Origin of the sequence: Klebsiella sp. C360, assembly GCF_048822415.1 — a bacterium.
Lineage (GTDB): Bacteria > Pseudomonadota > Gammaproteobacteria > Enterobacterales > Enterobacteriaceae > Klebsiella > Klebsiella quasipneumoniae.
Window position 1 is genome coordinate 288,291 of record NZ_JBMEZZ010000002.1, and the last position, 17,363, is coordinate 305,653.

Annotated in this window: 14 protein-coding genes; 13 read left to right on the top strand and 1 reads right to left on the bottom strand. The window is 57.6% G+C overall.

Features of this window, described 5'->3' with window-relative positions:
• Position 1: 1 nt before the first annotated feature.
• A complete protein-coding gene (alaA, locus tag ACOI7D_RS07495) occupies positions 2-1,219 on the bottom strand; it encodes an alanine transaminase AlaA (RefSeq protein ID WP_004201748.1) in 1,218 nt (405 codons plus the stop codon).
• Between the two features lie 876 nt (positions 1,220-2,095).
• Here alaA and ACOI7D_RS07500 point away from each other — a divergent pair.
• The 13 genes from ACOI7D_RS07500 (at position 2,096) to nuoM (ending at position 17,363) form a co-directional block, all read left to right on the top strand.
• A complete protein-coding gene (locus ACOI7D_RS07500; RefSeq protein ID WP_032453594.1) occupies positions 2,096-3,022 on the top strand; it encodes a LysR family transcriptional regulator in 927 nt (308 codons plus the stop codon).
• Positions 3,023-3,672: 650 nt separating this feature from the next.
• Positions 3,673-4,119, top strand: coding sequence for an NADH-quinone oxidoreductase subunit NuoA (nuoA, locus tag ACOI7D_RS07505; protein WP_002913181.1), 447 nt, complete (start codon positions 3,673-3,675; stop codon positions 4,117-4,119).
• A gap of 15 nt (positions 4,120-4,134) precedes the next feature.
• The gene (gene nuoB / locus ACOI7D_RS07510) at positions 4,135-4,809 is read left to right on the top strand and encodes an NADH-quinone oxidoreductase subunit NuoB (RefSeq protein WP_002913178.1); all 675 of its coding nucleotides are present in this window, start codon (positions 4,135-4,137) and stop codon (positions 4,807-4,809) included.
• Between the two features lie 87 nt (positions 4,810-4,896).
• Positions 4,897-6,705 (top strand): NADH-quinone oxidoreductase subunit C/D, encoded by a 1,809-nt coding sequence (gene nuoC / locus ACOI7D_RS07515; protein ID WP_004201746.1) that lies wholly within the window; start codon positions 4,897-4,899, stop codon positions 6,703-6,705.
• A 2-nt stretch (positions 6,706-6,707) separates the two neighbouring features.
• A complete protein-coding gene (nuoE, locus tag ACOI7D_RS07520) occupies positions 6,708-7,208 on the top strand; it encodes an NADH-quinone oxidoreductase subunit NuoE (protein WP_002913160.1) in 501 nt (166 codons plus the stop codon).
• Positions 7,205-8,542, top strand: coding sequence for an NADH-quinone oxidoreductase subunit NuoF (gene nuoF / locus ACOI7D_RS07525; RefSeq protein WP_060590083.1), 1,338 nt, complete (start codon positions 7,205-7,207; stop codon positions 8,540-8,542). The genes nuoE and nuoF overlap by 4 nt, the downstream gene beginning before the upstream one ends.
• 33 nt (positions 8,543-8,575) lie before the next feature.
• Entirely contained in the window at positions 8,576-11,302 is a 2,727-nt protein-coding gene (nuoG, locus tag ACOI7D_RS07530; RefSeq protein ID WP_044524268.1) for an NADH-quinone oxidoreductase subunit NuoG, read from the top strand.
• Entirely contained in the window at positions 11,299-12,276 is a 978-nt protein-coding gene (gene nuoH / locus ACOI7D_RS07535) for an NADH-quinone oxidoreductase subunit NuoH (protein ID WP_048297931.1), read from the top strand. Before nuoG ends, nuoH begins: the two co-directional genes overlap by 4 nt.
• A 14-nt stretch (positions 12,277-12,290) precedes the next feature.
• A complete protein-coding gene (gene nuoI / locus ACOI7D_RS07540; protein WP_002913152.1) occupies positions 12,291-12,833 on the top strand; it encodes an NADH-quinone oxidoreductase subunit NuoI in 543 nt (180 codons plus the stop codon).
• Between the two features lie 10 nt (positions 12,834-12,843).
• Complete coding sequence (nuoJ, locus tag ACOI7D_RS07545) at positions 12,844-13,398, top strand: NADH-quinone oxidoreductase subunit J (protein WP_004201743.1); 555 nt, start codon at positions 12,844-12,846, stop codon at positions 13,396-13,398.
• Complete coding sequence (nuoK, locus tag ACOI7D_RS07550) at positions 13,395-13,697, top strand: NADH-quinone oxidoreductase subunit NuoK (RefSeq protein ID WP_004865088.1); 303 nt, start codon at positions 13,395-13,397, stop codon at positions 13,695-13,697. The genes nuoJ and nuoK overlap by 4 nt, the downstream gene beginning before the upstream one ends.
• Positions 13,694-15,535: an NADH-quinone oxidoreductase subunit L gene (gene nuoL, locus ACOI7D_RS07555; RefSeq protein ID WP_032453592.1), complete on the top strand. Its 1,842-nt coding sequence runs from the start codon at positions 13,694-13,696 to the stop codon at positions 15,533-15,535. The genes nuoK and nuoL overlap by 4 nt, the downstream gene beginning before the upstream one ends.
• Positions 15,536-15,833: 298 nt before the next feature.
• The gene (gene nuoM, locus ACOI7D_RS07560) at positions 15,834-17,363 is read left to right on the top strand and encodes an NADH-quinone oxidoreductase subunit M (RefSeq protein WP_048297929.1); all 1,530 of its coding nucleotides are present in this window, start codon (positions 15,834-15,836) and stop codon (positions 17,361-17,363) included.

Sequence of the window (17,363 nt, forward strand, 5' to 3'; positions counted from 1 at the left end):
ATTACAGCTGATGGTAGCCGGAGAGGAAGCGGCCGAAGCGGGAGATCGCCATCTCCAGGTCGTCTTCGCGAGGCAGGGTCACAATGCGTACGTGATCCGGCCACGGCCAGTTAAAGGCAGTACCCTGCACCAGCAGCACTTTCTCCTGCAGCAGGAAATCGAGCACCATTTTCTGGTCATCGTGAATATTGAAGCGTTTGGCGTCGATTTTCGGGAACATGTACAGCGCGCCTTTTGGCTTCATGCAGGAGACGCCCGGAATATCGTTGATCAACTCCCAGGCGCGGTTGCGCTGTTCATACAGACGCCCGCCGGGAATGATGAATTCGCTGATACTCTGGTAGCCGCCCAGCGCCGTCTGGATAGCATGCTGGGCCGGCACGTTGGCGCACAGACGCATCGACGCCAGCATTTCCAGTCCTTCGATATAGCCTTTCGCATGTTTTTTCGGGCCATTCAGCACCATCCAGCCCTGACGGAAGCCGGCGACGCGGTAAGTTTTCGACAGTCCGTTGAAGGTCACCGTCAGCAGATCGGGCGCCAGAGCGGCAATGGAGTGATGCTGGGCTTCGTCGTAGAGGATCTTGTCGTAGATCTCATCGGCGAAAATAATCAGGTTGTGCTGGCGGGCGATCTCCACGATCTCCTGCAGCAGCTCTTTGGAATAGACCGCGCCGGTGGGGTTGTTGGGGTTGATGATCACGATCCCGCGGGTGCGAGGCGTAATTTTAGCGCGGATATCGTCAAGATCCGGGAACCAGTCAGAGGATTCGTCACACAGATAGTGCACCGCTTTACCGCTGGAAAGGGACACCGCCGCCGTCCACAGCGGGTAGTCCGGGGCGGGAACCAGCATCTCATCGCCGCTGTTTAACAGCGCCTGCATCGCCTGGACAATCAGTTCGGACACGCCGTTGCCGATGTAAATATCTTCCACGGTGACATCGCGCATTCCCCGCGCCTGGTAATGCTGCATGATGGCTTTACGCGCCGAGTACAATCCTTTCGAATCGCAGTAACCCTGGGCGGTAGGCAGATTGCGGATGACGTCGACGAGGATCTCGTCAGGGGCTTCGAAGCCGAAGGGCGCCGGGTTGCCGATGTTCAGTTTCAGAACCTTATTGCCTTCTTCTTCAAGACGTTTCGCTTCTTTCAGAACCGGGCCGCGGATGTCATAACAGACGTTCTCTAACTTGCTGGATTTTTCGATGGGGGACATGAATCTTGACCTTTTAGCTGTTATCGCCACTCCCTGCCGTGGAAGTCAGCACGGAACAATGTACTCCGCCTCCCCGCTGTTTTGAAGGCTTTGCAGGAGAAGATTTTGCTAACGCAGGATTTTAAGTGTAATTGATTTATCTGTTGCTTGCTGATTTTTCCTGTGGTTTATGCCTTTTCAGGGCATTTTTTCGGTCGTCTATGTTGAGGTAGTGCCTTTTTTACCATCATTTATCTGGTTTGTTTGTCGGGTAAACGGGGGGGCTGAAGAATGGATGGCCGCAAAAAAACGCTATCCTTAATGTAATAGCGGTTGATTTGTAATCTTGATGTTAAGTAATTTTAATAAAAAGCTGTGCGCAAGCGCATTATTATTATTTTTGACAGGTAATAATCTGAGGTTTGTTAATTTATATAAAATGTTGAAAAAAATTTAAAATTAACTCAGTTAATCCTTATTAAGGCTTATAAAAAGGATGGGAATCGGTTAGAATATCGCCGTTAATATCAGTGGTAGTCGGTATGATTTACGGCTGAATTGGTATCTAATATATTGTTATTACAGGATTTTATTGTTCGTTTTTCGCCAAAAAGAAGTCCGGCGAAAGAGAGGCTTTCTCACCACCACTGTGCGATTTCCCGGGGCGACGTATGACGCCTTGCTGGCCGTGGTAATTAATAATAATGAGGAATACGAACAATATATTACTCCGGTGTTCTGCGCATTTGCTCAGATGAGTACTTTGGCATGTAATAACGTTCGTCCAGTTGTTTATCCGCCATCTGACGGTGAGCACAAGGCTCAGGGAATAGCCGGAAACCTGGCGTAAAGCATCAACAAGGCAGGTCAGCGTTAGCCACCTGTAAGTGAAGAAAGATGATTAATACAACACGTCCGATACTCAACCTCGATCTCGATCTGCTGCGCACCTTTGTAGCCGTCGCTGATTTGAACACCTTCGCCGCCGCCGCCGCTGCAGTGTGCCGTACCCAGTCCGCGGTCAGCCAGCAAATGCAACGCCTGGAGCAGCTGGTTGGCAAGGAGCTTTTCGCTCGTCACGGACGCAATAAACTGCTGACCGAGCAGGGCATTCAGCTGCTGGGCTATGCCCGCAAAATCCTGCGCTTTAACGATGAAGCCTGCATGTCGCTGATGTATGGCAGTCTGCAGGGGGGACTGACTATCGGCGCGTCGGAAGAAACCGCTGATACTATCCTGCCGTTTCTGTTAAACCGCATCGGCTGCTTCTATCCCAGAATGACGCTGGAGATTAAAGTCCATCCCCACGCCGTCATCATGGCGATGCTGAGCGGGGGAGAGGTCGATCTGGCATTAACCACCCATCAGCTTCCCGGTTTTACCGCTTTTACGCTGAGAACGTCGCCTACCCTCTGGTACTGTGCGGCGGACTACGTGCTGGCGAAAGGGGAGTCGATCCCCCTGATCCTGCTCGAAGAGCCTGGCCCGTTCCGTGAGGACATCATCGCCGCGCTGGAGGCTGCCCGCGTCTCCTGGCATCTGGCCCACGGCGCCTCGTCGCTCTCCGGGGTGAAAGCGGCAGTGAAAGCCGGGCTGGGGGTCACCGCGCGTCCGGTCGAAATGATGAGCCCGGATTTGCGCGTGGCCGGCATTAGCGATGGCCTGCCGGTCCTGCCGGATACCCGGTACGTCGTCAGCTGCAATCCGCAGACGGTGAGCGAACTACCGCAGGCGATTTTTCAGTCTCTGAGCCAGGAGAGCGATCCCTGGCGCGCGGGGCCGGCACTTACTCCGGAAGAGGGAGGAAGCACCTTCATTTTGTGAGGTTATGTTGCTAACAAAGATCACAAAAACTGGTAACAGAATGTAAGTGTCCAAAAAGAGCCTCAGGGCTGGGTTTCTCGTCTGGTGGCTCTTTTTTTTGCACTCTTATTGATGTTTTGAATCTTTTTTTTATTTCTTTGCAGAAAAATCAGCATATTGGCGTGACCAGGCGCTCACCTTGCCGACTTTTTCCTGCACTTTCAACACTTCCTGCTAATGTTAAAAAACCGGATGGATTGTTGCCGATTTCCTGGGGTAATTAACAAAACCGTGTCGCAGATCAAGAAAATACCCCTCTTTGGGGGGAGGAATCGAGGCTAAATCCTGTCAAAATAGCAGGGATTTTTGATTTACGACGGAAACGGACACGATTCAACAACACTAAAACCGAACAGTATGCAAGGTTATTTCGCATAAAAGGGCATTTAATGTTAATGAAAAGATTCCAATGTAAATTAATGTTATGAAAACTTTTGTTAAAGTTGACAAAAGGTTAAAGAAAGGGGTAAAAAGCCACGGCATCTGGGCTTCTCACATCTTCCAGGGACGCTTTTTTGCACGGTTATTTTTTATTCCTCCCGTGAAACGCTGTGGCGTTCATCTGCCAGTAAGAGCAGAGGGTTTTGGCGCTACACTTTTTTGGTTAAGCAATGCGTATGTCAACATCCACTGAAGTCATCGCTCATCACTGGGCATTCGCTATATTTCTCATCATCGCTATCGGTCTGTGCTGCCTGATGCTCGTCGGCGGCTGGTACCTTGGCGGTCGCGCGCGCGCGCGTAGCAAAAACACGCCGTTTGAATCGGGGATCGACTCCGTTGGTTCGGCCCGCTTACGTCTTTCTGCGAAGTTTTATCTGGTTGCCATGTTCTTCGTGATCTTCGACGTGGAAGCCCTGTATCTCTACGCATGGTCGACCTCCATCCGCGAGAGCGGCTGGGTCGGCTTTGTGGAAGCCGCAATTTTCATTTTAGTGCTACTGGCTGGTCTGGTTTATCTCGTTCGCATCGGCGCACTGGACTGGACGCCTGCGCGTTCCCGTCGCACGCTGGTTAACCCGGAAACAGACAGTCCCACTAACCGTCATATGCAGTAAAAGCGAGGCAATAAGATGGATTATACGCTCACCCGCATAGATCCTAACGGTGAGAACGACCGTTACCCCCTGCAGAAACAGGAGATCGTTACCGACCCCCTGGAGCAGGAAGTCAACAAAAGCGTGTATATGGGGAAACTCGAACACGCGCTGCATGACATGGTGAACTGGGGCCGTAAGAACTCAATTTGGCCGTATAACTTCGGCCTTTCTTGCTGTTATGTGGAAATGGTGACGTCATTCACTGCGGTGCATGACGTTGCGCGCTTTGGGGCCGAAGTTCTGCGCGCCTCTCCGCGTCAGGCGGACCTGATGGTGGTCGCCGGAACCTGCTTCACCAAAATGGCGCCGGTTATTCAGCGTCTCTATGATCAGATGCTGGAGCCGAAGTGGGTGATCTCCATGGGCGCCTGCGCGAACTCCGGCGGCATGTACGACATCTATTCCGTCGTCCAGGGCGTGGATAAGTTTATTCCGGTCGATGTGTACATCCCGGGCTGCCCGCCGCGTCCGGAGGCCTATATGCAGGCGCTGATGCTGCTGCAGGAGTCCATTGGTAAAGAACGTCGTCCGCTCTCATGGGTGGTTGGCGATCAGGGCGTCTATCGCGCCAATATGCAGTCGGAACGCGAGCGTAAACGCGGCGAACGTATTGCAGTGACCAATCTGCGGACGCCGGACGAGATTTAATTTGCGCCTGCGGGCGGGAGAACCACTTCGCAAATCAATCTACAACAGCGCGAAGTCTCGCCCGGCAGTCACCACGGACCTTTTGCAATGGTGAACAATATGACCGATTTAACCGCGCATGACGCCGCACCAGCCTGGCAAACCCGCGATCACCTTGATGACCCGGTGATCGGCGAACTGCGCAACCGCTTTGGGCCGGATGCCTTTACCGTTCAGCCAACCCGTACCGGCGTACCGGTGGTATGGGTCAAGCGCGAGCAGCTGCTTGAGGTGGGTGATTTCCTGAAGAAATTGCCGAAGCCTTACGTGATGCTGTTTGACCTGCACGGCATGGACGAACGTCTGCGCACGCACCGCGATGGCCTGCCCGCCGCGGATTTTTCCGTTTTCTATCACCTGATTTCCATCGACCGCAACCGCGACATCATGCTCAAGGTGGCGCTGTCTGAAAACGATCTGCATCTGCCGACCTTCACCAAACTGTTCCCCAACGCCAACTGGTATGAGCGTGAAACCTGGGAAATGTTTGGTATTACCTTCGATGGCCACCCGAACCTGCGTCGCATCATGATGCCGCCGACCTGGGAAGGCCACCCGCTGCGTAAAGACTACCCGGCGCGCGCCACCGAATTCGATCCGTTTGAGCTGACCAAAGCCAAGCAGGATCTGGAGATGGAAGCGCTGACTTTCAAACCGGAAGAGTGGGGCATGAAGCGCGGCACCGACAACGAGGACTTCATGTTCCTCAACCTCGGTCCGAACCACCCCTCCGCGCACGGTGCGTTCCGCATTATTCTGCAGCTGGATGGCGAAGAGATCGTCGACTGCGTGCCGGACATCGGTTACCACCACCGCGGCGCCGAGAAGATGGGCGAGCGCCAGTCCTGGCACAGCTACATCCCGTACACCGACCGTATCGAATACCTTGGCGGTTGCGTCAACGAGATGCCGTACGTGCTGGCCGTGGAAAAACTGGCCGGGATCACCGTGCCGGATCGCGTCAACGTGATCCGCGTAATGCTCTCCGAACTGTTCCGCATCAACAGCCACCTGCTGTATATCTCTACCTTTATTCAGGACGTCGGCGCGATGACCCCGGTCTTCTTCGCCTTTACCGATCGGCAGAAAATCTACGATCTGGTGGAAGCGATCACCGGTTTCCGTATGCACCCGGCGTGGTTCCGCATCGGCGGCGTCGCGCACGATCTGCCGCGCGGCTGGGATCGTCTGCTGCGTGAGTTCCTCGAGTGGATGCCGAAGCGTCTGGACTCCTATGAAAAAGCCGCCCTGCGCAACACCATTCTGAAGGGCCGTTCCGTCGGCGTGGCAGCCTATACCGCTAAAGAGGCGCTGGAGTGGGGCACCACCGGCGCAGGCCTGCGCGCCACCGGTATCGGCTTCGACGTGCGTAAATGGCGTCCTTATTCTGGCTATGAAAACTTCGACTTCGAAGTCCCGACCGGGGGCGGCGTCTCTGACTGCTACACCCGCGTGATGCTGAAAGTCGAAGAGCTGCGCCAGAGCCTGCGCATTCTTCAGCAGTGCCTCGACAATATGCCGGAAGGGCCGTTCAAAGCGGATCACCCGCTGACCACGCCGCCGCCGAAAGAGCGCACGCTGCAGCATATCGAAACCCTGATCACCCACTTCCTGCAGGTATCGTGGGGCCCGGTCATGCCGGCCAACGAATCCTTCCAGATGATTGAGGCGACCAAGGGGATTAACAGTTACTACCTGACCAGCGACGGCAGCACCATGAGCTACCGTACCCGCGTCCGCACGCCGAGCTTTGCGCACCTGCAGCAGATCCCGTCGGCGATCCGCGGCAGCCTGGTATCCGACCTGATCGTCTATCTGGGTAGTATCGATTTTGTTATGTCAGACGTGGACCGCTAATTATGCACGAGAATCAACAACCACAAACCGAGGCTTTTGAGCTGAGTGCGGCAGAGCGTGAGGCTATTGAGCACGAGAAGCACCACTACGAAGACCCGCGTGCGGCGTCCATCGAAGCGCTGAAAATTGTTCAGAAACAGCGCGGCTGGGTGCCGGATGGCGCGATCTACGCTATTGCCGATGTGCTGGGCATCCCGGCCAGCGACGTCGAAGGCGTGGCGACGTTCTACAGCCAGATTTTCCGCCAGCCGGTTGGCCGTCACGTGATCCGCTACTGCGACAGCGTGGTGTGCCACATTACCGGCTATCAGGGGATTCAGGCCGCCATCGAGAAGAAGCTGAACATCAAGCCAGGGCAGACCACCTTTGATGGCCGCTTTACCCTGCTGCCGACCTGCTGCCTTGGCAACTGCGACAAGGGACCGACCATGATGATTGATGAGGACACTCACAGCCATCTGACGCCGGAGGCAATTCCTGACCTTCTGGAGCAGTACAAATGAAAACCGTAATTCGTACTGCGGAAACGCATCCGCTCACCTGGCGCCTGCGCGACGACAAGCAGCCGGTCTGGCTGGACGAGTATCGCAGCAAAAATGGCTATGAAGGGGCGCGAAAAGCGCTGACCGGCATGGCGCCGGACGAGATCGTCACGGCGGTAAAAGACGCTGGCCTGAAAGGGCGCGGCGGCGCGGGCTTCTCCACCGGTCTGAAGTGGAGCCTGATGCCGAAAGACGAGTCCATGAACATCCGTTACCTGCTGTGTAACGCCGATGAAATGGAGCCGGGCACCTATAAAGACCGCCTGCTGATGGAGCAGCTGCCGCACCTGCTGGTGGAAGGCATGCTGATCTCCGCGTTTGCGCTGAAGGCCTGGCGCGGCTACATCTTCCTGCGCGGAGAGTATATCGAAGCGGCCCAGCATCTGCGCCGCGCGATTGCCGAAGCCACCGAGGCGGGCCTGCTGGGGAAAAACATCCTCGGCACCGGTTTTGACTTCGAGCTGTTTGTCCACACCGGGGCAGGGCGCTATATCTGCGGCGAAGAGACGGCGCTGATTAACTCCCTGGAAGGTCGCCGCGCTAACCCGCGCTCCAAGCCGCCGTTCCCGGCGAGCTCCGGCGTGTGGGGTAAGCCGACCTGCGTCAACAACGTGGAAACCCTGTGCAACGTGCCGGCGATTTTGGCCAACGGCGTTGAGTGGTACCAGAACATCTCCACCAGTAAAGATGCCGGCACCAAGCTGATGGGCTTCTCCGGCCGCGTGAAGAACCCGGGCGTCTGGGAGCTGCCGTTCGGCACCACTGCCCGCGAGATCCTGGAGGATTACGCCGGCGGCATGCGCGATGGCCTGAAGTTTAAAGCCTGGCAGCCGGGTGGGGCAGGGACCGACTTCCTCACCGAAGCGCACCTCGATCTGCCGATGGAGTTCGAAAGCATTGGTAAAGCGGGCAGCCGTCTGGGCACCTCGCTGGCGATGGCCGTTGACCACGAGATCAACATGGTCTCGCTGGTGCGCAACCTCGAAGAGTTCTTCGCCCGCGAGTCCTGCGGCTGGTGTACGCCGTGCCGTGATGGGCTGCCGTGGAGCGTGAAGATCCTGCGCGCCCTGGAGCGCGGCGAAGGCCAGCCTGGCGATATCGAAACCCTTGAGCAACTGTGTCGATTCCTGGGCCCGGGTAAAACCTTCTGCGCGCACGCGCCGGGCGCGGTTGAGCCGCTGCAGAGCGCGATTAAATATTTCCGCGAAGAATTCGAGGCTGGCATTAAGCAGCAGTTCAGCAATACCCATGCAATCAACGGGATTCAGCCGAACCTGCTTAAGACGCGCTGGTAATCTAAAGGTTTTTTTATTTTTGGAAGCACGCTAATGGCTACGATTCATGTAGACGGCAAAGAATACGAGGTCAACGGAGCGGACAACCTGCTGGAGGCTTGTCTCTCTCTTGGGCTTGATATTCCCTACTTTTGCTGGCACCCGGCGCTAGGGAGCGTCGGTGCTTGCCGCCAGTGTGCGGTGAAGCAATATCAGAACGCGGAAGACACGCGTGGTCGCCTGGTGATGTCCTGTATGACTCCGGCATCCGACGGCACCTTTATTTCTATCGACGATGGCGAAGCGAAGCAGTTCCGCGAAAGCGTGGTGGAGTGGCTGATGACCAACCACCCGCACGACTGCCCGGTCTGCGAAGAGGGCGGCAACTGCCACCTGCAGGATATGACGGTGATGACCGGCCATAGCTTCCGCCGCTATCGTTTTACCAAGCGTACCCACCGCAATCAGGATCTGGGGCCGTTTATTTCTCATGAAATGAACCGCTGCATCGCCTGCTACCGCTGCGTGCGCTACTACAAAGATTATGCCGACGGCACCGATCTGGGCGTCTATGGCGCCCACGACAACGTCTACTTCGGCCGCCCGGAAGATGGCACCCTGGAGAGTGAATTCTCCGGCAACCTGGTGGAAGTCTGCCCGACCGGCGTCTTCACCGATAAAACCCACTCCGAGCGCTATAACCGTAAATGGGACATGCAGTTTGCGCCGAGCATCTGCCAGCAGTGTTCCATCGGCTGTAACATCAGTCCGGGCGAACGCTATGGCGAACTGCGTCGTATCGAAAACCGTTATAACGGGACCGTTAACCGCTACTTCCTCTGCGACCGCGGTCGTTTCGGCTATGGCTACGTGAACCTGAAAGACCGTCCGCGTCAGCCGGTTCAGCGCCGCGGCGACGATCTGATTACCCTCAACGCCGAGCAGGCGATGCAGGGCGCGGCGGATATTCTGCGCCAGTCGAAGAAAGTGATCGGCATCGGCTCCCCGCGCGCCAGCATTGAAAGCAACTTCGCGCTGCGCGAACTGGTGGGCGCCGACAACTTCTATACCGGCATCGCCAAAGGCGAACAAGCGCGCCTGCAGATGATGCTGAAAGTGCTGCGCGAAGGTGGGATCCACACCCCAAGCCTGCGCGATATCGAATCCTACGACGCGGTACTGGTGCTGGGCGAAGACATTACCCAGACCGGCGCGCGCGTCGCGCTGGCGGTGCGTCAGGCGGTGAAAGGGAAAGCACGCGAAATGGCGGCGGCACAGAAAGTGGCCGACTGGCAGATTGCCGCGATCCTCAACATCGGCCAGCGCGCCAAACACCCGCTATTCGTCACCAACATCGATGACACCCGCCTGGATGACATCGCCGCGTGGACCTACCGCGCGCCGGTGGAAGATCAGGCGCGTCTCGGCTTCGCCATCGCCCATGCGCTGGACGACAGCGCGCCGGCGGTTGACGGCCTGAGCCGCGAACTGCAGGGTAAAGTCGATGTCATCGTCCAGGCGCTGGCCGGGGCGAAAAAACCACTGATTATTTCCGGGACCAATGCCGGCAGCATGGAGATCATCCAGGCCGCCGCTAACGTGGCGAAAGCCCTGAAAGGCCGCGGCGCCGACGTCGGCGTGACGATGGTTGCCCGCGCGGTGAATAGCGTCGGTCTGGGTATGATCGGCGGCGGTTCTCTTGAAGAGGCGCTGGACGAACTGGAAAGCGGCGCCGCAGACGCGGTCATCGTGCTGGAAAACGACCTTCACCGTCATGCTTCCGCCGCCCGCGTCGACGCAGCGCTCTCCAAAGCGCCGCTGGTGATGGTGGTTGACCATCAGCGCACGGCGATTATGGACAAAGCGCACCTGGTGCTCTCCGCGGCAAGCTTTGCGGAAAGCGACGGTACCGTGGTCAACAACGAAGGCCGCGCTCAGCGCTTCTTCCAGGTCTACGACCCGGCCTACTACGACGCGAAAACCGTCATGCTGGAAAGCTGGCGCTGGCTGCATTCCCTGCACAGCACCGTTAACAACCGTCAGGTTGACTGGACGCAGCTGGACCACGTCATCGATGCCGCGATTGCCGCCCTGCCGCAGCTGGCGGGCATTAAAGACGCCGCGCCGGATGCGACCTTCCGCATTCGCGGTCAGAAGCTGGCGCGTGAACCGCACCGCTACAGCGGCCGCACGGCGATGCGCGCCAACATCAGCGTGCATGAACCGCGTCAGCCGCAGGATAAAGACACCATGTTCGCCTTCTCCATGGAAGGGAACAACCAGCCGTCCGCCCCGCGTTCGCAGATCCCGTTCGCCTGGGCGCCGGGCTGGAACTCCCCGCAGGCATGGAACAAGTTCCAGGATGAAGTGGGCGGGAAACTGCGCCACGGCGATCCGGGCGTCCGTCTGTTTGAAGCGTCCGCCAGCGGGCTGGAATACTTCACGGCGGTGCCGGCCAGCTTCCAGGCTGAAGACGGGAAATGGCGTATCGCGCCGTACTACCACCTGTTTGGCAGCGATGAGCTGTCGCAGCGCGCGCCGGTGTTCCAGAGCCGGATGCCTGAGCCGTACATCAAGCTGAACCCGGCGGATGCCGCGAAGCTTGGCGTCAACGCCGGGGCGATGCTCTCCTTTAGCGTGGAAGGCCAGACCCTGCGTCTGCCGCTGGTTATCTCTGAAGGTCTGACCGCAGGACAGGTTGGCTTACCGATGGGCATGCCGGGCATTGCGCCGGTACTGACCGGATCGCGTATTGATTCACTGCAGGAGGCGAAAGCATGAGCTGGTTAACGCCGGATCTTATCGACATTCTGTTAAGCATCCTGAAGGCCGTGGTCATTCTGCTGGTGGTGGTCACCTGCGGCGCGTTCATGAGCTTCGGCGAGCGTCGTCTGCTCGGTCTGTTCCAGAACCGCTACGGGCCAAACCGGGTGGGCTGGGGCGGTTCGCTGCAGCTGGTCGCCGACATGATCAAAATGTTCTTTAAAGAGGACTGGGTTCCGCGCTTCTCGGATCGCGTGATCTTTACTCTGGCGCCGGTGATCGCCTTTACTTCGCTGCTGCTGGCCTTCGCCATTGTGCCGGTCAGCCCGACGTGGGTGGTGGCCGATCTGAACATCGGGATCCTGTTCTTCCTGATGATGGCAGGCCTGGCGGTGTACGCGGTGCTGTTCGCCGGTTGGTCGAGCAACAACAAATACTCCCTGCTGGGGGCGATGCGTGCTTCCGCGCAGACCCTGAGCTACGAAGTGTTCCTCGGCCTCTCCCTGATGGGCGTGGTGGCGCAGGCGGGGTCATTCAACATGACCGAGATCGTCAACAACCAGGCGCATCTGTGGAACGTTATTCCGCAGTTCTTCGGCTTCGTGACGTTCGCCATCGCCGGCGTGGCGGTGTGTCACCGTCACCCGTTCGACCAGCCGGAAGCGGAGCAGGAGCTGGCCGATGGTTACCACATTGAATATTCCGGCATGAAGTTCGGTCTGTTCTTCGTCGGTGAATACATCGGTATCGTCACCGTTTCAGCGCTGATCGTCACGCTGTTCTTCGGCGGCTGGAATGGCCCGTGGTTACCTCCTTTCATCTGGTTCGCGCTGAAAACCGCGTTCTTCATGATGATGTTCATTTTGATCCGCGCATCATTACCGCGTCCGCGCTATGACCAGGTAATGTCCTTTGGCTGGAAGGTATGCCTGCCGTTAACGCTGGTCAACTTGTTGGTAACGGCGGCTGTCATTCTCTGGCAGGCGCAATAAGGGGTGAATTGAACATGACCTTAAAAGAATTATTGGTGGGGTTCGGCACCCAGGTCCGGAGTATCTGGATGATTGGCCTGCATGCCTTCGCCAAACGTGAAACCCGGATGTACCCGGAAGAGCCGGTCTATCTGCCGCCGCGCTATCGCGGCAGGATCGTGCTGACGCGCGATCCGGACGGTGCAGAGCGCTGCGTTGCCTGTAACCTGTGTGCGGTAGCTTGCCCGGTGGGCTGTATTTCGCTGCAGAAAGCAGAGACGGTAGACGGCCGCTGGTACCCTGAGTTCTTCCGCATCAACTTCTCACGCTGCATCTTCTGCGGTCTGTGCGAAGAAGCGTGCCCGACCACGGCGATCCAGTTGACCCCGGACTTTGAGCTGGGTGAATACAAGCGTCAGGATCTGGTGTACGAAAAAGAGGATCTGCTGATTTCCGGTCCGGGCAAATACCCGGAATATAACTTCTACCGGATGGCGGGTATGGCAATCGACGGCAAAGATAAGGGCGAAGCGGAAAACGAAGCTAAGCCGATCGACGTCAAGAGCCTGTTACCGTAAGGAGAGGGCAATGGAATTCGCTTTTTATATCTGTGGCCTGATCGCCATCCTCGCAACCTTGCGGGTCGTCACCCACACCAATCCGGTGCATGCGCTGCTGTACCTGATCATTTCGCTGTTAGCGATTGCCGGGGTGTTCTTCTCGCTGGGCGCTTACTTCGCCGGGGCGCTGGAGATTATCGTTTACGCCGGGGCCATTATGGTGCTGTTCGTCTTCGTGGTGATGATGCTCAACCTGGGCGGCAGCGAAATCGAACAGGAACGCAAATGGCTGCAGCCGGGGATCTGGATTGGCCCGGCCATCCTCTCCGCGGTGCTGCTGGTGGTTATCGTTTACGCTATCCTGGGGATTAACGACCAGGGTATCGACGGCGCGGCGATCAACGCCAAAGAAGTGGGTATTGCGCTGTTTGGGCCGTACGTCCTGGCGGTGGAGCTGGCCTCCATGCTGCTGCTGGCGGGCCTGGTGGTCGCCTTCCATATTGGCCGCGAAGAGCGCGCCGGCGAGGTGCTGAGCAACCGCGTGAACGACAGCGACAAAAGAAAAACGGAGGAACACGCATGATCCCCTTAACACATGGACTGATCCTCGCGGCCATCCTGTTTGTGCTTGGTCTGACGGGGCTGGTGATCCGCCGCAATCTGCTGTTTATGTTGATCAGCCTGGAAATCATGATTAACGCCGCCGCGCTGGCCTTTGTGGTGGCGGGCAGCTACTGGGGCCAGACTGATGGTCAGATTATGTATATCCTCGCTATCAGCCTCGCGGCTGCGGAAGCGAGTATCGGTCTGGCGCTGCTGCTGCAGCTCCATCGTCGCCGCCAGAACCTGAACATCGATTCAGTAAGTGAGTTGCGTGGATGAACATGCTTGCCTTAACCATTCTTTTGCCATTGATTGGCTTTGTGCTGCTGGCCTTTTCCCGCGGGCGCTGGTCGGAAAACCTTTCCGCCACCGTTGGCATGGGCTCGGTAGGCCTGGCGGCGCTGGTCACCGCCTACGTCGGCGTTGACTTTTTCGCTAACGGCAAACAGGCGGTCAGCGTGCCGCTGTGGACCTGGATGTCGGTTGGGGATTTCAACATCGGCTTCAACCTGGTGCTGGACGGCCTGTCGCTGACCATGCTCTCCGTGGTGACCGGCGTCGGCTTCCTGATCCATATGTTCGCCTCCTGGTATATGCGCGGTGAAGAGGGCTATTCCCGCTTCTTCGCCTACACCAACCTGTTTATCGCCAGCATGGTGGTTCTGGTACTGGCCGATAACCTGCTGCTGATGTACCTGGGTTGGGAAGGGGTGGGGCTCTGCTCTTACCTGCTGATCGGTTTCTACTACACCGATCCGAAGAACGGTGCCGCAGCGATGAAAGCGTTTGTGGTGACCCGCGTCGGCGACGTGTTCCTCGCCTTCGCGCTGTTCATTCTTTATAACGAACTGGGTACCCTCAACTTCCGCGAAATGGTTGAGCTGGCGCCGCAGCACTTCGCTAACGGCAGCACCACGCTGCAGTGGGCGACGCTGATGCTGCTCGGCGGCGCGGTCGGTAAATCCGCCCAGCTGCCGCTGCAAACGTGGCTTGCCGATGCGATGGCGGGTCCGACGCCAGTCTCCGCGCTGATCCACGCCGCCACCATGGTTACCGCGGGCGTCTACCTGATCGCCCGTACCCACGGTCTGTTCCTGATGACGCCGGAAGTGCTGCATCTGGTCGGGATCGTCGGGGCGGTAACGCTGGTGCTGGCGGGCTTCGCCGCGCTGGTGCAGACCGACATCAAACGCGTTCTCGCTTACTCCACCATGAGCCAGATTGGCTACATGTTCCTCGCGCTGGGCGTGCAGGCATGGGATGCGGCGATTTTCCATCTGATGACCCACGCGTTCTTTAAAGCGCTGCTGTTCCTGTCGTCGGGTTCGGTGATTCTCGCCTGCCATCACGAACAGAACATCTTCAAGATGGGCGGCTTGCGCAAATCTATTCCGCTGGTGTACGTCTGCTTCCTGGTGGGGGGCGCGGCGCTGTCCGCTCTGCCGCTCATTACCGCAGGCTTCTTCAGTAAGGATGAGATTCTGGCGGGGGCGATGGCCAACGGCCATATCAACCTGATGGTGGCGGGCCTGGTCGGCGCCTTTATGACCTCGCTGTACACCTTCCGCATGATTTTCATCGTGTTCCACGGTAAAGAGCAAATTCACGCGCACGCAGGGAAGGGGATCACCCATCATCTGCCGCTGATTGTGCTGCTGGTGCTGTCCACCTTCGTTGGCGCGCTGATCGTGCCGCCGCTGGAAGGCGTCCTGCCGCAGACCACTGAACTGGCGCACGGCAACGTGATGACGCTGGAGATTGCCTCCGGGATCATCGCCATTGCCGGCATCCTGATCGCCGCATGGCTGTGGCTGGGCAAACGCACCCTGGTGACCTCTATCGCCAACAGTGCGCCTGGCCGCTTCTTCGGTACCTGGTGGTTCCATGCCTGGGGCTTCGACTGGTTATACGACAAAGTCTTCGTTAAGCCATTCCTCGGCATTGCCTGGCTGCTGAAGAGCGATCCGCTGAACGCATTGATGAACATCCCGGCGATCCTCTCCCGCTTCGCAGGTAAAGGCCTGCTGGTGAGCGAGAACGGCTATCTGCGCTGGTATGTGGCGTCAATGAGCATCGGCGCGGTGGTGGTGCTGGCGCTGCTGATGGTATTGCGTTGAGTTTGAGAACCATTGTGTTGCCCGGCGGCGCGCTGCTTGCCGGGCCTACGGGACCGTAGGTCGGGTAAGCGTTAGCGCCACCCGACAAAACAAGCCTCAAACCGAAGTGAATTTTCTGTGAGAATTCGTTGAAAATCAGGTCGTAAAGGACAGGCATTATCGACGAAGTCAACGTGGACGCCGCCTGCGCGGAGCAACCGGAGCGTATTAAAGTACGTGAGGATTGTGAGCACAGCCGGAGTTCGCTATGACGAGTAAGATAGCCTGAACCGGACTTAAATAAGGAATAAAAATCACCATGTTATTGCCTTGGTTGATATTAATCCCCTTTATCGGCGGCTTCCTGTGCTGGCAGACCGAACGCTTTGGCGTGAAAGTGCCGCGCTGGATCGCGCTGATTACTATGGGACTGACGCTGGCGCTTGGCCTGCAGCTGTGGATGCAGGGCGGCTATTCTCTGACGCAATCCGCGGGTATTCCGCAGTGGCAGTCTGAGTTCGTGCTGCCGTGGATCCCACGCTTCGGCATTAGCATTCATCTGGCGATCGACGGCCTGTCGCTGCTGATGGTGGTGTTGACCGGCCTGCTCGGCGTGCTGGCGGTGCTCTGTTCCTGGCGCGAAATCGAAAAATACCAGGGATTCTTCCACCTCAACCTGATGTGGATCCTGGGCGGCGTCATCGGCGTGTTCCTCGCCATCGACATGTTCCTGTTCTTCTTCTTCTGGGAAATGATGTTGGTGCCGATGTACTTCCTGATCGCGCTGTGGGGCCACAAAGCCTCTGACGGTAAAACGCGTATCACGGCGGCCACCAAGTTCTTCATCTACACCCAGGCGAGCGGCCTGGTGATGCTGATCGCCATTCTGGCGCTGGCATTCGTCCACTTCAACGCCACCGGCGTGTGGACTTTCAACTATGAAGAGCTGTTGAAAACCCCGATGTCCCACGGCGTGGAATACCTGCTGATGCTCGGCTTCTTCATCGCCTTCGCGGTGAAAATGCCGGTGGTGCCGCTGCACGGCTGGCTGCCGGACGCCCACTCCCAGGCGCCGACCGCCGGTTCCGTCGACCTCGCGGGGATCCTGCTGAAAACCGCGGCCTACGGTCTGCTGCGCTTTGCGCTGCCGCTGTTCCCGAACGCCTCCGCCGAGTTTGCGCCCATCGCGATGTGGCTGGGCGTGATCGGGATCTTCTACGGCGCGTGGATGGCCTTTGCGCAGACGGATATCAAACGTCTTATCGCCTACACCTCCGTGTCCCACATGGGCTTCGTGCTGATTGCTATCTACACCGGCAGCCAGCTGGCGTATCAGGGGGCGGTGATCCAGATGATTGCTCACGGTCTCTCCGCGGCGGGTCTGTTTATTCTCTGCGGCCAGCTGTACGAACGTCTGCATACCCGTGACATGCGTCAGATGGGCGGTCTGTGGAGCAAAATCAAATGGCTGCCGGCGATGTCGATGTTCTTCGCCGTCGCCACCCTGGGGATGCCGGGCACGGGTAACTTCGTCGGCGAATTTATGATCCTGTTCGGCAGCTATAAAGTGGTGCCGGTGATCACCGTGATCTCGACCTTTGGTCTGGTATTCGCGTCCGTTTACTCGCTGTCGATGCTGCATCGCGCTTATTTCGGTAAAGCGAAAAGCGAAATCGCGGCGAAAGCGCTGCCGGGGATGTCCCTGCGTGAACTGTCTATCATCCTGCTGCTGGTGGTGCTGCTGGTGCTGTTGGGCTTCTTCCCGCAGCCGATCCTCGACACCTCGCATGCTGCGATGAGCAACATTCAGCAGTGGTTTGTTAATTCTGTTTCTACTACAAGGCCGTAA